Source organism: Nocardia sp. JW2, assembly GCF_051843015.1.
In the GTDB taxonomy this organism is placed as follows: domain Bacteria; phylum Actinomycetota; class Actinomycetes; order Mycobacteriales; family Mycobacteriaceae; genus Nocardia; species Nocardia coubleae.
In genome coordinates, this window is sequence record NZ_JBPXLK010000037.1 from 1 (window position 1) to 14,415 (window position 14,415).

At 68.4% G+C, this 14,415-nt stretch carries 13 protein-coding genes; 7 read left to right on the forward strand and 6 right to left on the reverse strand.

Going from position 1 to position 14,415, the window contains the following annotated elements; translation table 11 throughout:
• The first annotated feature begins 205 nt into the window (after positions 1–205).
• Positions 206–838 carry a response regulator transcription factor gene (locus ACSVDM_RS29075; RefSeq protein WP_067498562.1) on the forward strand — a complete coding sequence of 211 codons (633 nt, stop codon included), beginning with the start codon at positions 206–208 and terminating at the stop codon, positions 836–838.
• A gap of 3 nt (positions 839–841) precedes the next feature.
• Here ACSVDM_RS29075 and ACSVDM_RS29080 read toward each other — a convergent pair whose 3' ends face one another.
• Positions 842–1,621: a sigma 54 modulation/S30EA ribosomal C-terminal domain-containing protein gene (locus ACSVDM_RS29080; RefSeq protein WP_439268937.1), complete on the reverse strand. Its 780-nt coding sequence runs from the start codon at positions 1,619–1,621 to the stop codon at positions 842–844.
• Between the two features lie 146 nt (positions 1,622–1,767).
• Between ACSVDM_RS29080 and ACSVDM_RS29085 the strand changes: the two genes are divergently transcribed.
• Entirely contained in the window at positions 1,768–3,591 is a 1,824-nt protein-coding gene (locus ACSVDM_RS29085) for a GAF domain-containing protein (RefSeq protein ID WP_439268938.1), read from the forward strand.
• Positions 3,592–3,594: 3 nt separating this feature from the next.
• Here ACSVDM_RS29085 and ACSVDM_RS29090 read toward each other — a convergent pair whose 3' ends face one another.
• On the reverse strand, positions 3,595–4,740 hold the full coding sequence (locus ACSVDM_RS29090; protein WP_439268939.1) for a beta-ketoacyl synthase N-terminal-like domain-containing protein: 1,146 nt from the start codon (positions 4,738–4,740) through the stop codon (positions 3,595–3,597).
• A 132-nt stretch (positions 4,741–4,872) separates the two neighbouring features.
• Here ACSVDM_RS29090 and ACSVDM_RS29095 point away from each other — a divergent pair, with 132 nt between their 5' ends.
• The 3 genes from ACSVDM_RS29095 to ACSVDM_RS29105 are packed head-to-tail and all read left to right on the forward strand — an operon-like array spanning position 4,873 to position 8,877.
• Complete coding sequence (locus ACSVDM_RS29095) at positions 4,873–6,183, forward strand: diguanylate cyclase domain-containing protein (RefSeq protein WP_439268941.1); 1,311 nt, start codon at positions 4,873–4,875, stop codon at positions 6,181–6,183.
• Positions 6,184–6,196: 13 nt separating this feature from the next.
• Entirely contained in the window at positions 6,197–6,535 is a 339-nt protein-coding gene (locus ACSVDM_RS29100; RefSeq protein ID WP_439268942.1) for an antibiotic biosynthesis monooxygenase family protein, read from the forward strand.
• Between the two features lie 44 nt (positions 6,536–6,579).
• The gene (locus ACSVDM_RS29105; RefSeq protein ID WP_439268944.1) at positions 6,580–8,877 is read left to right on the forward strand and encodes a HelD family protein; all 2,298 of its coding nucleotides are present in this window, start codon (positions 6,580–6,582) and stop codon (positions 8,875–8,877) included.
• Between the two features lie 54 nt (positions 8,878–8,931).
• On the opposite strand, the gene ACSVDM_RS29110 is transcribed toward ACSVDM_RS29105, so the two are convergent.
• On the reverse strand, positions 8,932–9,384 hold the full coding sequence (locus ACSVDM_RS29110) for a universal stress protein (protein WP_067498187.1): 453 nt from the start codon (positions 9,382–9,384) through the stop codon (positions 8,932–8,934).
• Between the two features lie 290 nt (positions 9,385–9,674).
• Entirely contained in the window at positions 9,675–10,511 is an 837-nt protein-coding gene (locus ACSVDM_RS29115) for a DUF6597 domain-containing transcriptional factor (protein WP_439268946.1), read from the reverse strand.
• 56 nt (positions 10,512–10,567) lie between these two features.
• Between ACSVDM_RS29115 and ACSVDM_RS29120 the strand changes: the two genes are divergently transcribed.
• On the forward strand, positions 10,568–11,032 hold the full coding sequence (locus tag ACSVDM_RS29120; RefSeq protein ID WP_439268948.1) for a VOC family protein: 465 nt from the start codon (positions 10,568–10,570) through the stop codon (positions 11,030–11,032).
• 23 nt (positions 11,033–11,055) lie between these two features.
• Here the strand turns inward: ACSVDM_RS29120 and uvrB are convergent, their stop codons facing one another.
• Complete coding sequence (gene uvrB, locus ACSVDM_RS29125; RefSeq protein WP_067497998.1) at positions 11,056–13,236, reverse strand: excinuclease ABC subunit UvrB; 2,181 nt, start codon at positions 13,234–13,236, stop codon at positions 11,056–11,058.
• A gap of 90 nt (positions 13,237–13,326) precedes the next feature.
• On the opposite strand from uvrB, the gene ACSVDM_RS29130 reads away from it, so the two are divergent.
• Positions 13,327–13,851 carry a DUF402 domain-containing protein gene (locus ACSVDM_RS29130; protein ID WP_067498001.1) on the forward strand — a complete coding sequence of 175 codons (525 nt, stop codon included), beginning with the start codon at positions 13,327–13,329 and terminating at the stop codon, positions 13,849–13,851.
• A gap of 50 nt (positions 13,852–13,901) precedes the next feature.
• Here ACSVDM_RS29130 and ACSVDM_RS29135 read toward each other — a convergent pair whose 3' ends face one another.
• Positions 13,902–14,324 carry a hypothetical protein gene (locus ACSVDM_RS29135; protein WP_181697694.1) on the reverse strand — a complete coding sequence of 141 codons (423 nt, stop codon included), beginning with the start codon at positions 14,322–14,324 and terminating at the stop codon, positions 13,902–13,904.
• Positions 14,325–14,415 lie beyond the last annotated feature (91 nt).

Consider the following 14,415-nt stretch of genomic DNA (forward strand, 5'->3'; position numbering starts at 1 on the left):
GGCCGCTACGCCGCTTCGCGGCGGACCCTCCTCGAGGTCGGGTCGTGCGGGGCTGGGAATGCGGTCATGGCGGACTTTGGGTGAGCGAGTTTGCTGTCTGCGCACAGGATTTGGGTGGGCGATTGTCTGTCTCTGCACAGGATTCGGGCGGGCGGATTATGTTGGACCGAACAGGGGGGACGTTCTACGTGATGAAGGGGCCGCCGTGCTCGAGGTGTTTCTGGTCGACGACCACGAGATCGTGCGGCGCGGGTTGATCGATCTGCTCGAGGGTGATCCTGAACTCACTGTGATCGGTCAGGCAGGTGGCGTGGCCGAGGCGATGGTGCGGATCAGGGAGACCCGGCCCGATGTGGCGGTGCTCGATGTCCGATTACCCGACGGCAACGGCATCGAGCTGTGCCGCAATCTGCTGGCCGAGTTCGAGGACCTGCGCTGCCTGATCCTCACCTCGTTCTCCGACGAGCACGCCATGCTCGACGCCATCCTGGCCGGTGCCAGCGGATATGTGGTGAAGAACATCGACGGGATGAAGCTGGCCGACGCGATCAAGCAGGTCGGCGCCGGTCACTCCCTGCTCGACACTCGCGCGGCCGACGCGCTGCGCGCCCGGCTGCGCCGCAGCACCGAACCGACCGGTCCCCTCGCGGGTCTGACCGACCAGGAACGGCGGCTGCTCGAACTCCTCGGCGAGGGGCTGACCAATCGTCAGATCGCGGCCCGCATGTTCCTGGCCGAGAAGACGGTCAAGAACTACGTCTCGCGCCTGCTGGCCAAACTCGGCGTCGAACGCCGCACCCAGGCCGCGGTGCTGGCGACCAAGCTGCGCGAACCGTAGAAATCAGGACGGGACGACGATGGTCAGGTCCCCGTCGTAGCGGCGGTAGAGCAGGTTGCCCCGGCCGCTGTGACTGTCGGTGAAGAACAGATACGGCAGGCCGCCACGGCACAGCACGTCCGATGCCTCGTCCTCGGCATAGACCGGGGCCGCGTCCTTCACCACCCGCACCGGCATGGCGCTGGCGGTGAGCGGCAGGTGCGCCGAGTCGCCCGCGGCGACGGTGCGGTGCTGGCGGGCCAGGCGCACGCCGTGCGGGTCGGCCCAGGTGACGATGGCGTCCTCGCCGGTATCGGCGTCGGTGAACAGATACGCGTCGTAATCCATCGCGTCCAGGACAGTGCTGGCTTCCAGCGGGGTACCGGTCATCAACGCGCAGTCCTTGCGGCGGATGATCGGGCGGGTCTCGGTGACCTGGGCCAGCGGGCGCCGGGCCGGGTCGGGCCAGGCGCCACGTGCTTCCTTACCCGCGCGGCGCGCCAGCTGACGATCCAGGCGTTCGGCGGCGAACGTCACCGCGAACCCGCCCGGCCCGGTGACCTGCACGCGGGTGAGGGTGTCGTTGGTGCGGATGTTGGCCTGCACGAGGGTCGGCTCGTCGTTTCCGCGCGGAGCGGTGACGCGCACCCGTGCCGGACTGTCGAGATGATGGCGCCGCATCACGCGGGTGATGGCACGCACCGCGCGGGTGACGTCTTGAGCCGGTACCTCGCCACGGGTGGTCACCGCGAGCTCGGGGTCGGCGGCGGTAGTCCAGTGCTGGGTGCTCGACAACGAATACATCTCTTGCCCCACTTCTCGATCCGGCGTCCCCCCGCTGCCCTATGCCACCACTGTGCGCGGTGCGGTAGAAGGGCCGAAAGTCCCCAACCTCGAGGACTAGACTTCTCCTGACTCGGTACGAAGGTGGGCGGCGACGGGATACGGCGATGGCGAATGACGGTCGGAGCGGCCGATATTCGGCGGGCCGCACCGCGTCTCAGCAGCGCCTACGCGCCCTGCTCGGTGAGGTGGCCGACCGGGTCGAGGTGATGATCGGCTCGCGAGACCGGATGGACGGCCTGGTCGAGGCCATGCTCACGGTCACCGCGGGCCTCGATCTCGACGAAACCCTGCGCACCATGGTGCGCACGGCGATGAACCTGGTCGACGCCCGCTACGGCGCGCTCGCGGTCCGCGGACACGGGCAGCAGGTGGCGCAGTTCATCGATGAGGGTATGCCCGAACACATCCGCGACCGGATCGGGCGATTACCGGCTGGCCGCGGCGTGCTCGGCGCCGTGTTCGCGGAGAAGGCACCGCTGCGGCTCGCCGATCTCACCGAGCACGAGTCGTCGGTGGGTTTCCCGCCCGGCCACCCGCCGATGCACTCGTTTCTCGGTGTCCCCGTGCGCATCCGGGACGAGGTGTTCGGCAGCCTGTACCTGACCGAGAAGTCCGACGGGCAACCGTTCACCGAGGAGGACGAGGTGCTCGTCCTCGCGCTGGCCGCGGCGGCGGGTATCGCGGTCGACAACGCGCGCCTCTACGAGCAGGCGCGCACCAGGCAGGCCTGGATCGAGGCGACGCGCGACATCGCCACCGAATTCCTGGCGGGCACCGAATCCGACCGGGTACTCGCCCATGTGGTCGACCACGCCCGCGGGCTGACCGGTTCGCACCAGGCGTTTCTGGCCTCGGTACCGGTGCCGGACGAATCCCCGGGTGAGGTCGGCGAATTGGTCGTCACCCAGTGGACCGGCCCCGACGCAGGCCAGGACTGGCAGACGATCCCGATCGCGGGCACAGTACTCGGCGACGCCTTCAGCAGGCGAACACCGCTGCGCTTCGACGACGTGTCCGAGGTCGTCCTCGGCGTCGACTTCCCGGTCGCCGAATTGCCCGGTGCCGGACCGGCTCTCGTCCTTCCGCTGTGCACACCCGACGCCACGCTCGGCGTGCTGGTGACCATCCGCCCACCCGGCTTCGCGCCCTACTCCGACGAGATGCTCGAACTCACCGCCGCGTTCTGCGACCAGGCGGCGCTGGCGGTGCGCCTGGCCGACGCGCAACGGCGGATGCGTGAGCTCGATATCGTCGCCGACCGCGACCGCATCGCCCGCGACCTGCACGACCATGTGATCCAGCGCCTGTTCGCGATCGGCCTCACCGTGCAGGCCACCATGCCCAAGGCGGTGGTTCCCGAAGTGCGGCAACGGCTTTCGACGGTGATCATGGATCTGCAGGAGGTGGTGCAGGAGATCCGCACCTCCATCTTCGACCTGCACGCCAGCGGTTCGGGCCACAGCGAGGGGTTACAACAGCGGCTCGAACTGGCGATCCGGCGCCAGACCGCCGACATCGCGATGCGCGCGACCATCCAGGTATCGGGTCCGCTCTCGGTGCTCGACCCGCAACTGGCCGATCACGCCGAAGCCGTTGTGCGCGAGGCGGTGAGCAACGCGGTGCGTCACTCCGGCGCCGACACCGTGGCGATCGTGATCGAGGTGGCCGACGATCTCACGATCACCGTGAGCGACAACGGGTGGGGCATCCCTAATCACGTCATCCGCAGCGGGCTGCGCAATCTCGAGCAGCGCGCACTGGAGGCGGGCGGCCGGTTCCAGATCGCGCCCGCGGTGCGAGCCGACGCCGACGGCGACCATTCGGAAATGCCGGGCACGCGACTGCGCTGGGCGGTTCCGCTCCCGCAGGACCAACCGACCACCGGCGGTTTCGCCCTGGCGGGCGGGCCGGAGGCGGGCGAGGACTGAACCTCAGGCCGGACCGACGACGAGAGCGGAGTTGTTGCCGCCCATCCCCATCGACAGATTCACGGTGAGACCACCGCGCATCGGTGTCGGCCCGTCGAGCAATCGCGGATGCGCAGGCGCGACGACCGGTGCCGACGCGACGACGCCGGTGTCGTAGGACAGCGCGATCAGTGCCAGTTCGACGGCCGCCGCGGCGCCCTGGCAGTGACCGGTGAGCGGCTTGACCGAGATGATCGACGGTTGGTCGTCGAAAACGGTGGTGAGCACGTCGCGTTCAGCGGCGTCGCACTGACGGGTGCCGGTGCCGTGCGCGTTCACGTAGTTCACCTCCGATGCGGCTACCCCACTGTCGCGCAATGCTTTCCGGACGCATTCGAGGTACTGCTCGTGCGTCGGCTCGACCGAGACCACGTGGTAGGCGTCGTTGTTCATGGCACCGCCGAGCACCCGCGCGTAGGGCTGATCCACCGCGTCGGTGAGCAGCATCGCCACCGACGCCTCCGCCATCACGAACCCCAGGCTGCCCTCCTGGAACGGGCGGCACGCGGTGAACGGGTCCACATCGGACACGGCCGCGCCCATCCCGACGAAATGCTCGAGCATCTCCGGGGTGGCCGACAGGTCGGTGCTCACGCACAGCACGTCGTCCACCAGGCCCGCGTCGCGCCACTGCCGCGCCGTGAGCACGGCGACATTGCCGGAGCTGCACGCCGCCGACACGTTCATGGCTGGGCCGTGGAAGCCGTACTGCTGCATCACCACCGAGATGGGGGTCGAGGGCAGCATCGGCAGGTAGTCGCGGGAGCGGCGGTGCCCGCCGTCACGCAGATAGAAATCGCGCCAGTCGGCCACGTCGCCGAGGGTGATGGCGTGCACCAGGCCGACCGTTCGGCCCTCGGCGCGCCAGCCACGCGCGCGGGCGTCGGCCACCGCCTCGGCGGCCGAGGCGACCACGGCGCGCCCGAACAATCCGCGACCGTGCGCCGGGTCGCCGCCGTCCGGAATCCGGCCGACCCAGGCGTGCTCGTCACGTCCCGGCCCGTAACCCGGATACAGACCGGCGGCCGGTTTTCCCCCCAGCACCCCCTGAAACAATTGTTCACGCCCCCAGCCGTAGCCGGAGACCACACCGATACCACCGATCGACATAGAATCGACTCGGTGGGCCATGCCGCCGGGACGTCCTTCCGGTCTCACGTCGCTCCTCGCGGATCTCGTCGAGGGTCACCACGATAGTCCGGTGTGTCATCCGAAGACCAGGCCGAGATCGGGGGTATCGCAGTGAGAAAACCCAACACCGACGCGGCGAACGCCGAGCTGCTCGCGCAGCGGTACCGCTCGCTGGTCGAGCACACTCCCGATGCCATCTGCGTGCACGAGGCGGGCGTCATCGTCTACGTGAACCCGGCGATGGTGCGACTGCTCGGCGCGCACACGGCCGAGGACCTGCTCGGATTGCGGATCACCCATTTCGTGCATCCCGACTCCATTCCGGCGATGCTCGACCGGATCGCCCAGCTCACCGCCGAGGGCGCGGCGTCACCGCCGACCGAAATGGACCTGTTGCGCATCGACGGGCAGAAGGTGCCCGTGCAGACGGTGTCGGTGCTCACGGCCTGGCAGGGCGAACTGGCCTATCAGGTGGTGGTGCACGACCTGACCGCGCAGCGGGCCGCCGAGGCCTCCGCACGGCAGGCCGAGGCGTACTTCACCACCGTGGTCTCCCAGCTCGAGGAGGGTGTGCTGGTCGTCGACCGGCGGGGCAGGCTCGAATCGATCAATCCGGCGGGCAGGCGCATCCTCGGCATCGCCGACTCCGCGCCGGTCCTCGGTGCGCGTTTCGACGAGCTGCCCGTCACGATGATCGACTGGGAGGGTCAGCCGCTGCCCGTTGGCAGGCATCCGATGGCGCACACGTTGACGACCGGCGAACCGGTGACGCGGTTCGTGTTCGGGGTGCGCCGGGCCGACGGCCAGCAGGTGTGGCTGTCGTGTAACTGCCGGCTGCTCAATCCCGACAGCCCGGACTCGGCGGGGGTTTCGTCGTTCGCCGATGTCACCGAATACCGGGCAAGCAAGATGCAGCTCGAGTACCAGGCCACCCACGACGCGCTGACGGGACTGGCGAACCGGTCGCTGATCCTGTCGCAGTTGTCGGCGGCACTGGCCGACGAGGGCGGCGCCCTGGTCACCACCGTGCTGTTCATCGATCTCGACGGCTTCAAGGCGATCAACGACACTCTCGGCCACGCCATCGGCGACACGGTCCTGCAGATCGTCGCCCAGCGCCTGCAACGCGCGCTGCGCGCCGAGGACTTGGTCGGCAGGCTCGGTGGGGACGAGTTCCTCGTGCTGCTCGCCGGGCAACCGCAGCGCACCGATCTGCCCCGCCTGATCGAACGGCTGCGCGTCACCATGGCCGAGCCGATCATCGCGAGCGGGCACCGTCTCGAAGTCAGCGCCTCGATCGGCGTCACCGAACTCGGCCCGCACGAGCGCCGCACTCCCGAAGCCGTACTGCACGACGCCGATCTGGCCATGTACCGCGACAAGCCCTCCGGTCGCCGCAACCACACCACGCACGCGTCCTGACAAACTGGTCGGCGTGATCGTCGAACACGCCCTGCTGCCTGTCCGTCCCGGTTCCGCCGCCGCCTTCGAAGCGGCCTTCGCGCAGGCCTACCCGATCATCGCCGGTATGCCCGGCTTCGGCGGGCTGTCGTTGTCACGGTGCGTGGAGCGGCCCGACACCTATCTGCTGCTGGTGCGGTGGGCGCGGCTGAGCGATCACACCGAGGGGTTTCGCGGGTCGCCGGAATATCAGCGCTGGCGTGCGCTGTTACATCACTTCTATGAGCCTTTCCCGGAGGTCGAGCACTTCACGCCGGTGACCGGTGACGAAGTCTTCCCCGCGACGGGCGCGCCGCCGTCCGGGGGCAAGTAGACTCGACAACTCTGTTCTCAACGCGGTGACAAAGGAGTCCTGTTTTGCCCGACCGCCTCGCCGACGACCGCGCCACCGCCGACCAGGGCGGGCGCGGCCGCGAGATCGAACAGGAACAGCAGTACCTCACGGTGCTCTACGACCGCCTCGACGCCATGCGCGACTACGCGCAGAACCGGCTCAAGACCGTGCTGCTGGAAGCGGGCGGCACCCCGCAGGCGCGCAGCGAACGCGAGTCGTTCACCGCGCTCTACAGCGAAGACCTGGCCAAATACGACGCCGCCGAGCACGGTCTGTGCTTCGGCCGCATCGACCTGGACGCCACCGAGGACGCCGCCCGCTACATCGGGCGCCTCGGCATCCTCGACGAGGACAACGACTACGAGCCGCTGCTCCTGGACTGGCGCGCTCCCCTGGCGCGCCCGTTCTACCTGGCGACCACCGCCAATCCCGAGAACGTGGTCCGCCGCCGTCACATCCGCTCGCGTAACCGCACGGTCACCGCGATCAACGACGAGTACCTCGACCTGGGCGCCGCCGAACGCGACGGCGCGGTGGGTACCGACGACGGCGTGGGCGGCGAGAGCGCCCTGCTCGCCGCGCTGAACGCGGCCCGCACCGGGCACATGAACGACATCGTCGAGACGATCCAGAGCGAACAGGACGCGATCATCCGCTCCGAGCACAAGAGTGTGCTCGTGGTGCAGGGCGGTCCCGGCACCGGCAAGACGGCGGTGGCGCTGCACCGGGCCGCCTACCTGCTCTACACCTTCCGCCAGCAGCTCGCCAAGAGTGGTGTGCTCATCATCGGCCCGAACGCCACCTTCCTCGACTACATCGGGCAGGTGCTGCCCTCGCTCGGTGAGACCGGTGTGCTGCTGTCCACCATCGGCGACCTGTATCCGGGGGTGAAGGCGGTCCGCGAGGATTCGCTGCGCGCGGGTGAGATCAAGGGTTCGCTCGACATGCTCGAGGTGCTCAAGCAGGCGGTGCGCGACCGGCAGGAGGTGCCCGCCGAGCCGGTGCGGCTCACCTTCGACGGTTACCCGGTGCTGCTGGACCGCAAGATCGCGACCCGGGCGCGTGGCCGGGCTCGTTCCTCGCGCCGTCCGCACAATCTCGCGCGGCCGATCTTCGCGTCGTCGGTGATCGACGCGCTCACCGATCAGCTGGCCGCGACGATGGGCGCAGACCTGTCCGGCGGCACCAGCCTGCTCAGCTCGGCCGATCTGAGCGAGATCGGTGACGAGATGCGCGCCGACCCGCAGGTGCAGGCCGCGATCAGCGCGCTGTGGCCGGTTCTCTCCCCCCAGGAGGTCCTGGCCGATCTGCTCGCCGACCCGGCCCGGCTCGACCGCGCCGCCAAGTCGCTGAGCCCCGAGGACCGCGCCGAACTCGTCCGCCCCGACGACGGCACGTTCTCCGCCGCCGACGCACCGCTGCTCGACGAACTCGCCGAACTGCTCGGCGTGGACGACACCGAGGAGCGTGAACGGGCCCGCCGCCGGTGGCGCGCGCAGCTGGCCGAGGCCCAGGACGCACTCGACATCCTCACCGGTTCCGCACCCCAGGACATCGAGGACGAACTCGACCCCGAGATCCTCATGGCCTACGACCTGATCGACGCCTCCCAGCTGGCCCAGCGCCAGGAGTTCGGCAACCGGCAGACCACCGCCGAACGCGCCGCGGGCGACCGCACCTGGACCTACGGGCACGTGATCGTCGACGAGGCGCAGGAACTGTCGGAGATGGCGTGGCGAATGGTGATGCGCCGCATCCCGAATCGCTGGATCACCGTCGTCGGCGACGTCGCCCAGACCGGCGACCCGGCGGGCGCGTCGTCGTGGCAGCGGGTGCTGGAACCCTATGTGGCCAAACGCTGGAAGCTCACCGAGCTTACGGTCAACTACCGCACGCCCGCGGAGATCATGGCCGTGGCCGCCGACGTCCTCGCCGCCATCGATCCCACCGCCCAGGCACCGCGCTCGGTCCGCGAAACCGGCAATCCCCCTCGCGCACATCGTGTTTCGCCTGCGGAAGTACAGGACCAACTGGCCCGGCTGATCGCCGCCGAGCAGGCCCCCGGCACCGCCGCCGTCCTCGCCCCCGCCGCTCTCGTTCCCGAATTGTCCCCGCTGGCAGGCGAATCGGTGCAGGTCCTCACGGTTCACGACGCCAAGGGCCTGGAGTTCGACCGCGTCTACCTGGTGGAACCACAGGCCATCGTCAAGGAGTCCCCGCGCGGCCTCAACGACCTCTACGTCGCGCTCACCCGTGCCACCCAGCGGCTCTCGGTGGTGCACACCGAAGAGCTCCCCGAGGTGCTCTCGGCACTGGCCTGAAAAGACGAAGTGCCGGTACCCCAGCGGGCACCGGCACTTCTCGTCCGACCAGTACTACCGCACCGTGTGGACGATCAGGACGTCCGAGCGGGACTTGCGGGCCACGTCCGAGGGGACGGAGCCGAGCAGGCGGCCGGTGAGGGTGTTGAGGCCACGGTTACCGACGACGAGCAGGTCGGCCTTGGTCTCCTTGATCAGCTCGAGCAGGGAATCCACCGGCTCGCCGACGATGGCGCGCTCGACGATGTTCTTCGCACCGGCGGCCACCGCCTTCTCGCGGGCGACGTGCAGGATCTCGTTGGTCGGCGCGGAGCCACGGACCTGGTAGGCCTCGTCCTTGAGCACATCGGCGGCGGCGGCGACATCGCGATCATCGGTCGGGAAGTAGGCGCAGGCCAGCACGAGAGTCGCGTCCGCGTCGGCAGCGAGCGCCGCAGCCTTCTCCACCGCGACGTACGACGAATCCGAGCCATCAGTACCGACGACAATGGTCCGGTAGGCGGTCATCTCTCCTCCAACTTGGTCGGTGCAGCGCCGAACGACCCGGGAATCGAGCATCGGCGCGGCAATTGCGTCGACCATAACGCCACAACGCGCCGATTTATCGACAATTCGCAACAGATCACACCGGGAGTGTTGGGTCACTTTGTCCGGCGGTGCCGGATTATGGGCGCCGCCGTCGGCATTCACCTGCGCCGATCGAACGGTGAGCCGACGAAATTGTGGCAGATCACAACACTATCAACGCCGCTGCGGGCCTGGGATTTTCGTCACAACACCGCCGGTACCGTGCCCGTTCACAGCGTTGCGGCGGCCGCGTCCACCGCGCGGGCGCGGCGCGCGTATTCGCGGGGCGGCATCCCGATCTGCGCGGTGAATTCCCGGCTGAAATGCGCCTGATCGAAATAGCCGAGACCGGTGGCCAACTCGGCCAGATCCGGGTCGGAGTGGGCGAGCAGATCGGCGGCGTCCTGCAACCGGAACCGGCACAGCACCCATTTCGGGCCGGCGCCCACATAGCGGCGGAACAACCGCTGCACGGTGCGCATGGGCACCGCGAACCGTTCGGTGACCTGGTCCACGCGTGTGAGCTCGGGATCCCGCTCCATCGCCGTCACGATGCGCGACACCAGCGCGAACTGCGGGTCGTCGGCACCGCCACGGCCGCCGAAGAATTCCTCGACGATCCCGACCCGGTTCTCGTCGGACGGTTCGGCCAGTACCCGCTCGGCCAGCCCCGCCGCTTCAGGCAGCACCTCGGTGAGCAGCGCCGAACCGTCGCGTAAGACACCGACATCACATCCGGTGAAGGCTCCGAAACCGCCGGGGCGGAAACGCATTCCGAATGTCTCGCCCTCGCCGTCGAGATCGCGCACGTACTTGGTGGTGCACACACCGTTCACGAATCCGCCGGTACGGGTGCTGCTGCGTTCGAAGGTGACGTTCACGCACGGAAACGACAGCACCTCGGCACGGAACGCGGGCCTGCCACGCAGATCCCAGCGCACCACCCAGTACCGGTCGGCGAATTCCGCCAGCGCGGGACCCACCTCGAGCCGCCGCAGCGAGCGGTGTCTGGCCTGCTCGCGCGGGAGCAGGATCCCCTTAGCGTCGTCGAGATCGCCGCTCGTCATCGCCGATGTCGCGTTCTTACAAGACCGGCGAGCGCCGGGTGAGCAGGATCGAAACCATGAACGTTGCACCCATCCCCGAGGGCTACCACTCCATCGCCTGTTTCCTGGCCGTCGCCGACGGCGAGGCGGCCATCGACTTCTACTCCGAGGTCTTCGGCGCGAAGGTGCTCAGCCGCGCCGACGATGCCGAGGGCAGGCCCGTCCACGCGGAGCTGCTCATCGGCGATTCCACCCTGCAGCTCGGAATCCCGCTGCCCGACAACAGCGTTCGCGCCCCCGAGGGCTGGGTACACACCTCGATCGTGCACTACTGCCCCGATGTCGACGAGGCGCTCGCGCGTGCCGTCGCCCGCGGCGCCCGCGTCGTCGAGGAAACCCAGACCTTCGTCACCGGCGACCGCTACGGCGTGATCATCGATCCGTTCGGCCACCGCTGGGCCGTGATGACCCGCGTCGAGGACGTCTCCCGAGAGGAGGCCGACCGACGCGTAGCCGCCTGGATGGCGACTCAGTCCACCTAGCGGCCCGCGGCGCGTCGCCATCCTCAGCTCAACCCCGCAGCGTCCATTCCGCGCAGTTCCTTCTTCAGGTCGGCGATTTCGTCACGTAAGCGGCCTGCCAGCTCGAACTGCAGTTCGCGGGCGGCATTCATCATCTGGTCGGTGAGGGAGGCGACGAGGTCGGCCAGTTCGGCGCGCGGCATCGACTTCACGTCGCGTTCGGCGTAGATGCCCGCGCTCACCGCACGGCCGGGTTCGCCCTGGGCGCGCCTGCCACGGCTGACATTGCGGCCGGAACCACCGACGGCCACCTCGTCACCCGCTTCCAGGTACACCTGGTCGAGGATGTCGGCGATCTTCTTGCGCAGGGGCTGCGGGTCGATGCCGTTGGCCTCGTTGTAGGCGATCTGCTTGGCGCGGCGGCGGTCGGTCTCGTCGATGGCGTGGCGCATCGAGTCGGTGATCTTGTCGGCGTACATGTGCACTTCACCCGACACGTTGCGGGCCGCGCGGCCGATGGTCTGGATGAGGCTGGTGCTCGACCGGAGGAAGCCCTCCTTGTCGGCGTCGAGGATCGCCACCAGCGACACCTCGGGCAGGTCGAGGCCCTCGCGCAGCAGGTTGATGCCGACGAGCACGTCGTATTCGCCGAGGCGCAGCTGACGCAGCAGTTCCACGCGGCGCAGGGTGTCGATCTCCGAGTGCAGGTACCGCACCCGGACCCCGAGCCCGAGCAGGTAGTCGGTGAGGTCCTCGGACATCTTCTTGGTGAGCGTGGTGACGAGCACGCGCTCGTCGCGCTCGGTGCGCTGCCGGATCTCGTGTACCAGGTCGTCGATCTGGCCCTTGGTCGGTTTCACCACGACCTGCGGGTCGACGAGACCGGTCGGGCGGATGACCTGTTCGACGACCTCACCGCCCACCTGACCGAGCTCGTACGGGCCGGGCGTAGCCGACAGATATACCGCCTGCCCGATCCGGTCGGCGAACTCCTCCCAGGTGAGCGGGCGGTTGTCGACCGCCGAAGGCAGTCGGAACCCGAATTCGACGAGGTTGCGCTTGCGCGACATATCGCCCTCGTACATGCCGCCGATCTGCGGGACGGTGACGTGGGATTCGTCGATGACCAGCAGGAAGTCGTCGGGGAAGTAGTCGAGCAGGGTGGCGGGCGCCGACCCGGCGGGGCGACCGTCGATGTGCCGCGAATAGTTCTCGATGCCCGAGCAGAACCCGACCTGGCGAATCATCTCCAGGTCGTATTCGGTGCGCATGCGCAAACGCTGCGCCTCTAGCAGTTTGCCCTGGCCCTCGAGCTCGGCCAGGCGGGCGGCCAGCTCCTCCTCGATGGCGGCGACGGCCTTCTCCATGCGCTCCGGGCCCGCCACGTAGTGGGTGGCGGGGAAGATACGCAGCGAGTCGACCTGCCGGACCACATCGCCGGTGAGCGGGTGCAGGTAGTACAGCGCCTCGATCTCGTCACCGAAGAACTCGATGCGGACCGCGAGCTCCTCGTAGGAGGGAATGATCTCGACGGTGTCGCCACGCACCCGGAACGACCCACGCGTGAACGCCATGTCGTTGCGGGTGTACTGCACGTCGACCAGCAGCCGCAGCAGCGCGTCGCGGTCGATCTCGCCGCCGACCTCGAGCTGCACCGAACGGTCGAGATAGGACTGCGGAGTACCGAGACCGTAGATGCACGACACCGACGCGACAACCACCACATCGCGACGCGACAGCAGGCTGGAAGTCGCCGAGTGCCGCAGCCGCTCGACGTCGTCGTTGATCGAGCTGTCCTTCTCGATGTAGGTGTCGGTCTGGGCGATGTAGGCCTCGGGCTGGTAGTAGTCGTAGTACGAGACGAAGTACTCGACGGCGTTGTGCGGCAACATCTCCCGCAGTTCGTTGGCCAGCTGGGCCGCGAGGGTCTTGTTCGGCGCGAGCATCAGGGTGGGCCGCTGCAGCTTCTCGATCAGCCAGGCGGTGGTCGCCGACTTGCCGGTGCCGGTGGCACCGAGCAGCACCACGTCCTTCTCCCCCGCGTTGATGCGGCGCTCGAGCTCGGCGATGGCGGCGGGCTGATCGCCTGCCGGCTGATGCGGGCTGACCACCTCGAAGCGGCCACCCTTGCGCTCGATCTCACCGACCGGGCGGTGCTCCGAATGCGCGAGCGGGTGCCCCCGCTCTTCGTACCCTTCGGCCGGGATCTCGGTTGCGAATGCCATGCACACCAGGTTAGGCGCAGCCACCGACAGATTTGTCCCGGCGCGAAAGCGAGCGGCACACCTGCCCGCGTGCCGGTAGATTCTGCGCACATGACCCAGGCCTCGACCGTGCACGTGCACCCGCCCAAAATCGAGCTGTTCGACGTGGCGGCCAAGACCAACACCGACCCGAAGGGTTTCGTACGACCGGTCGAGGTCTACCGGGAGGAGCCGTGGGGCCTCTACATGGGGCGGCACTCCGACCACGCCAGCTTCCACTATCTGGAATCGTGGCTGCTGCCGAGTCTGTCGCTGCGCGCGTCCAAACTCTGGTACAACCCGGGCATCGAGCAGTGGCAGGACGTGTACGTCGATGTCGGCGTCTTCACCAGGGACTCCCCGACGCTGTGGCGCTCGGTGGACCACTACCTGGACCTCCTGGTCCGCACGGGCCGCGATGTGCGCCTGGTCGACATCGACGAACTGCTCGCCGCGCAGACCGACGGCCTGCTCGATGCCGAACAGGCTCAGGCGGCGATCGAACACGCGGTCGCGGCGGTCGACGGGATCGCCGCGCACGGGTACTCGCTCGAGGCGTGGCTCGCCACCCTCGGCATGACCCTGACCTGGCGCTGAAACGACGAAACCGCCCGCGACCGGACAGTCGCGGGCGGTTTCGCCATCGATCAGCCTGCCGAACCGCTGCCGAGCAGGTCGCCGAGGCCACCACCGCAGCCTGCGCTGCCGGTCGCGGCCGCCTCACCGACGGTGACGGTGATCGAGTCGCTGATCAGCAGCTGCCGCGCCTCGAGCTTGTGCTGGCCCGTCGTGGTCGGCTTCCAGGTCATGCTCACCGTGCCGGAGAGCAACGAGGGGGAGACAGTGCCGATGTCGCGGCCGTTGTCGGTGAACTTCACCGAGGTCAGCCTGTCGACCTCGACGCTGGCCGTCAGCTTGTAGCTGCACCCGACCTTGTGATCGGTGCCCGCGACGCTGAGGTTGCCCACCCAGGCCGAGGCCTGCGGGGCGGCCAGCACGATGGTGGCGGCGACAGCGCCGAACGCGGTGATGCCGAAGCCCGCACGGCCGAGACGGTGATGTGTTGTCATACGCGCTACAACTTCCCTGTGAATCGAGTCACCCGGTAGTGACTCGCCACAATGTAACCAGCGCGCCGTCCACTACGGACAGTTTTTGAAA

Excerpts from the sequence above, each read along its gene's own strand:
- uvrB (WP_067497998.1), bottom strand. The coding sequence starts at position 13,236 with ATGGCATTCGCAACCGAGATCCCGGCCGAAGGGTACGAAGAGCGGGGG.
- ACSVDM_RS29085 (WP_439268938.1), top strand. The coding sequence starts at position 1,768 with ATGGCGAATGACGGTCGGAGCGGCCGATATTCGGCGGGCCGCACCGCG.
- ACSVDM_RS29110 (WP_067498187.1), bottom strand. The coding sequence starts at position 9,384 with ATGACCGCCTACCGGACCATTGTCGTCGGTACTGATGGCTCGGATTCG.
- ACSVDM_RS29135 (WP_181697694.1), bottom strand. The coding sequence starts at position 14,324 with ATGACAACACATCACCGTCTCGGCCGTGCGGGCTTCGGCATCACCGCG.
- ACSVDM_RS29130 (WP_067498001.1), top strand. The coding sequence starts at position 13,327 with ATGACCCAGGCCTCGACCGTGCACGTGCACCCGCCCAAAATCGAGCTG.
- ACSVDM_RS29115 (WP_439268946.1), bottom strand. The coding sequence starts at position 10,511 with ATGACGAGCGGCGATCTCGACGACGCTAAGGGGATCCTGCTCCCGCGC.
- ACSVDM_RS29090 (WP_439268939.1), bottom strand. The coding sequence starts at position 4,740 with ATGTCGATCGGTGGTATCGGTGTGGTCTCCGGCTACGGCTGGGGGCGT.
- ACSVDM_RS29120 (WP_439268948.1), top strand. The coding sequence starts at position 10,568 with ATGAACGTTGCACCCATCCCCGAGGGCTACCACTCCATCGCCTGTTTC.
- ACSVDM_RS29080 (WP_439268937.1), bottom strand. The coding sequence starts at position 1,621 with ATGTATTCGTTGTCGAGCACCCAGCACTGGACTACCGCCGCCGACCCC.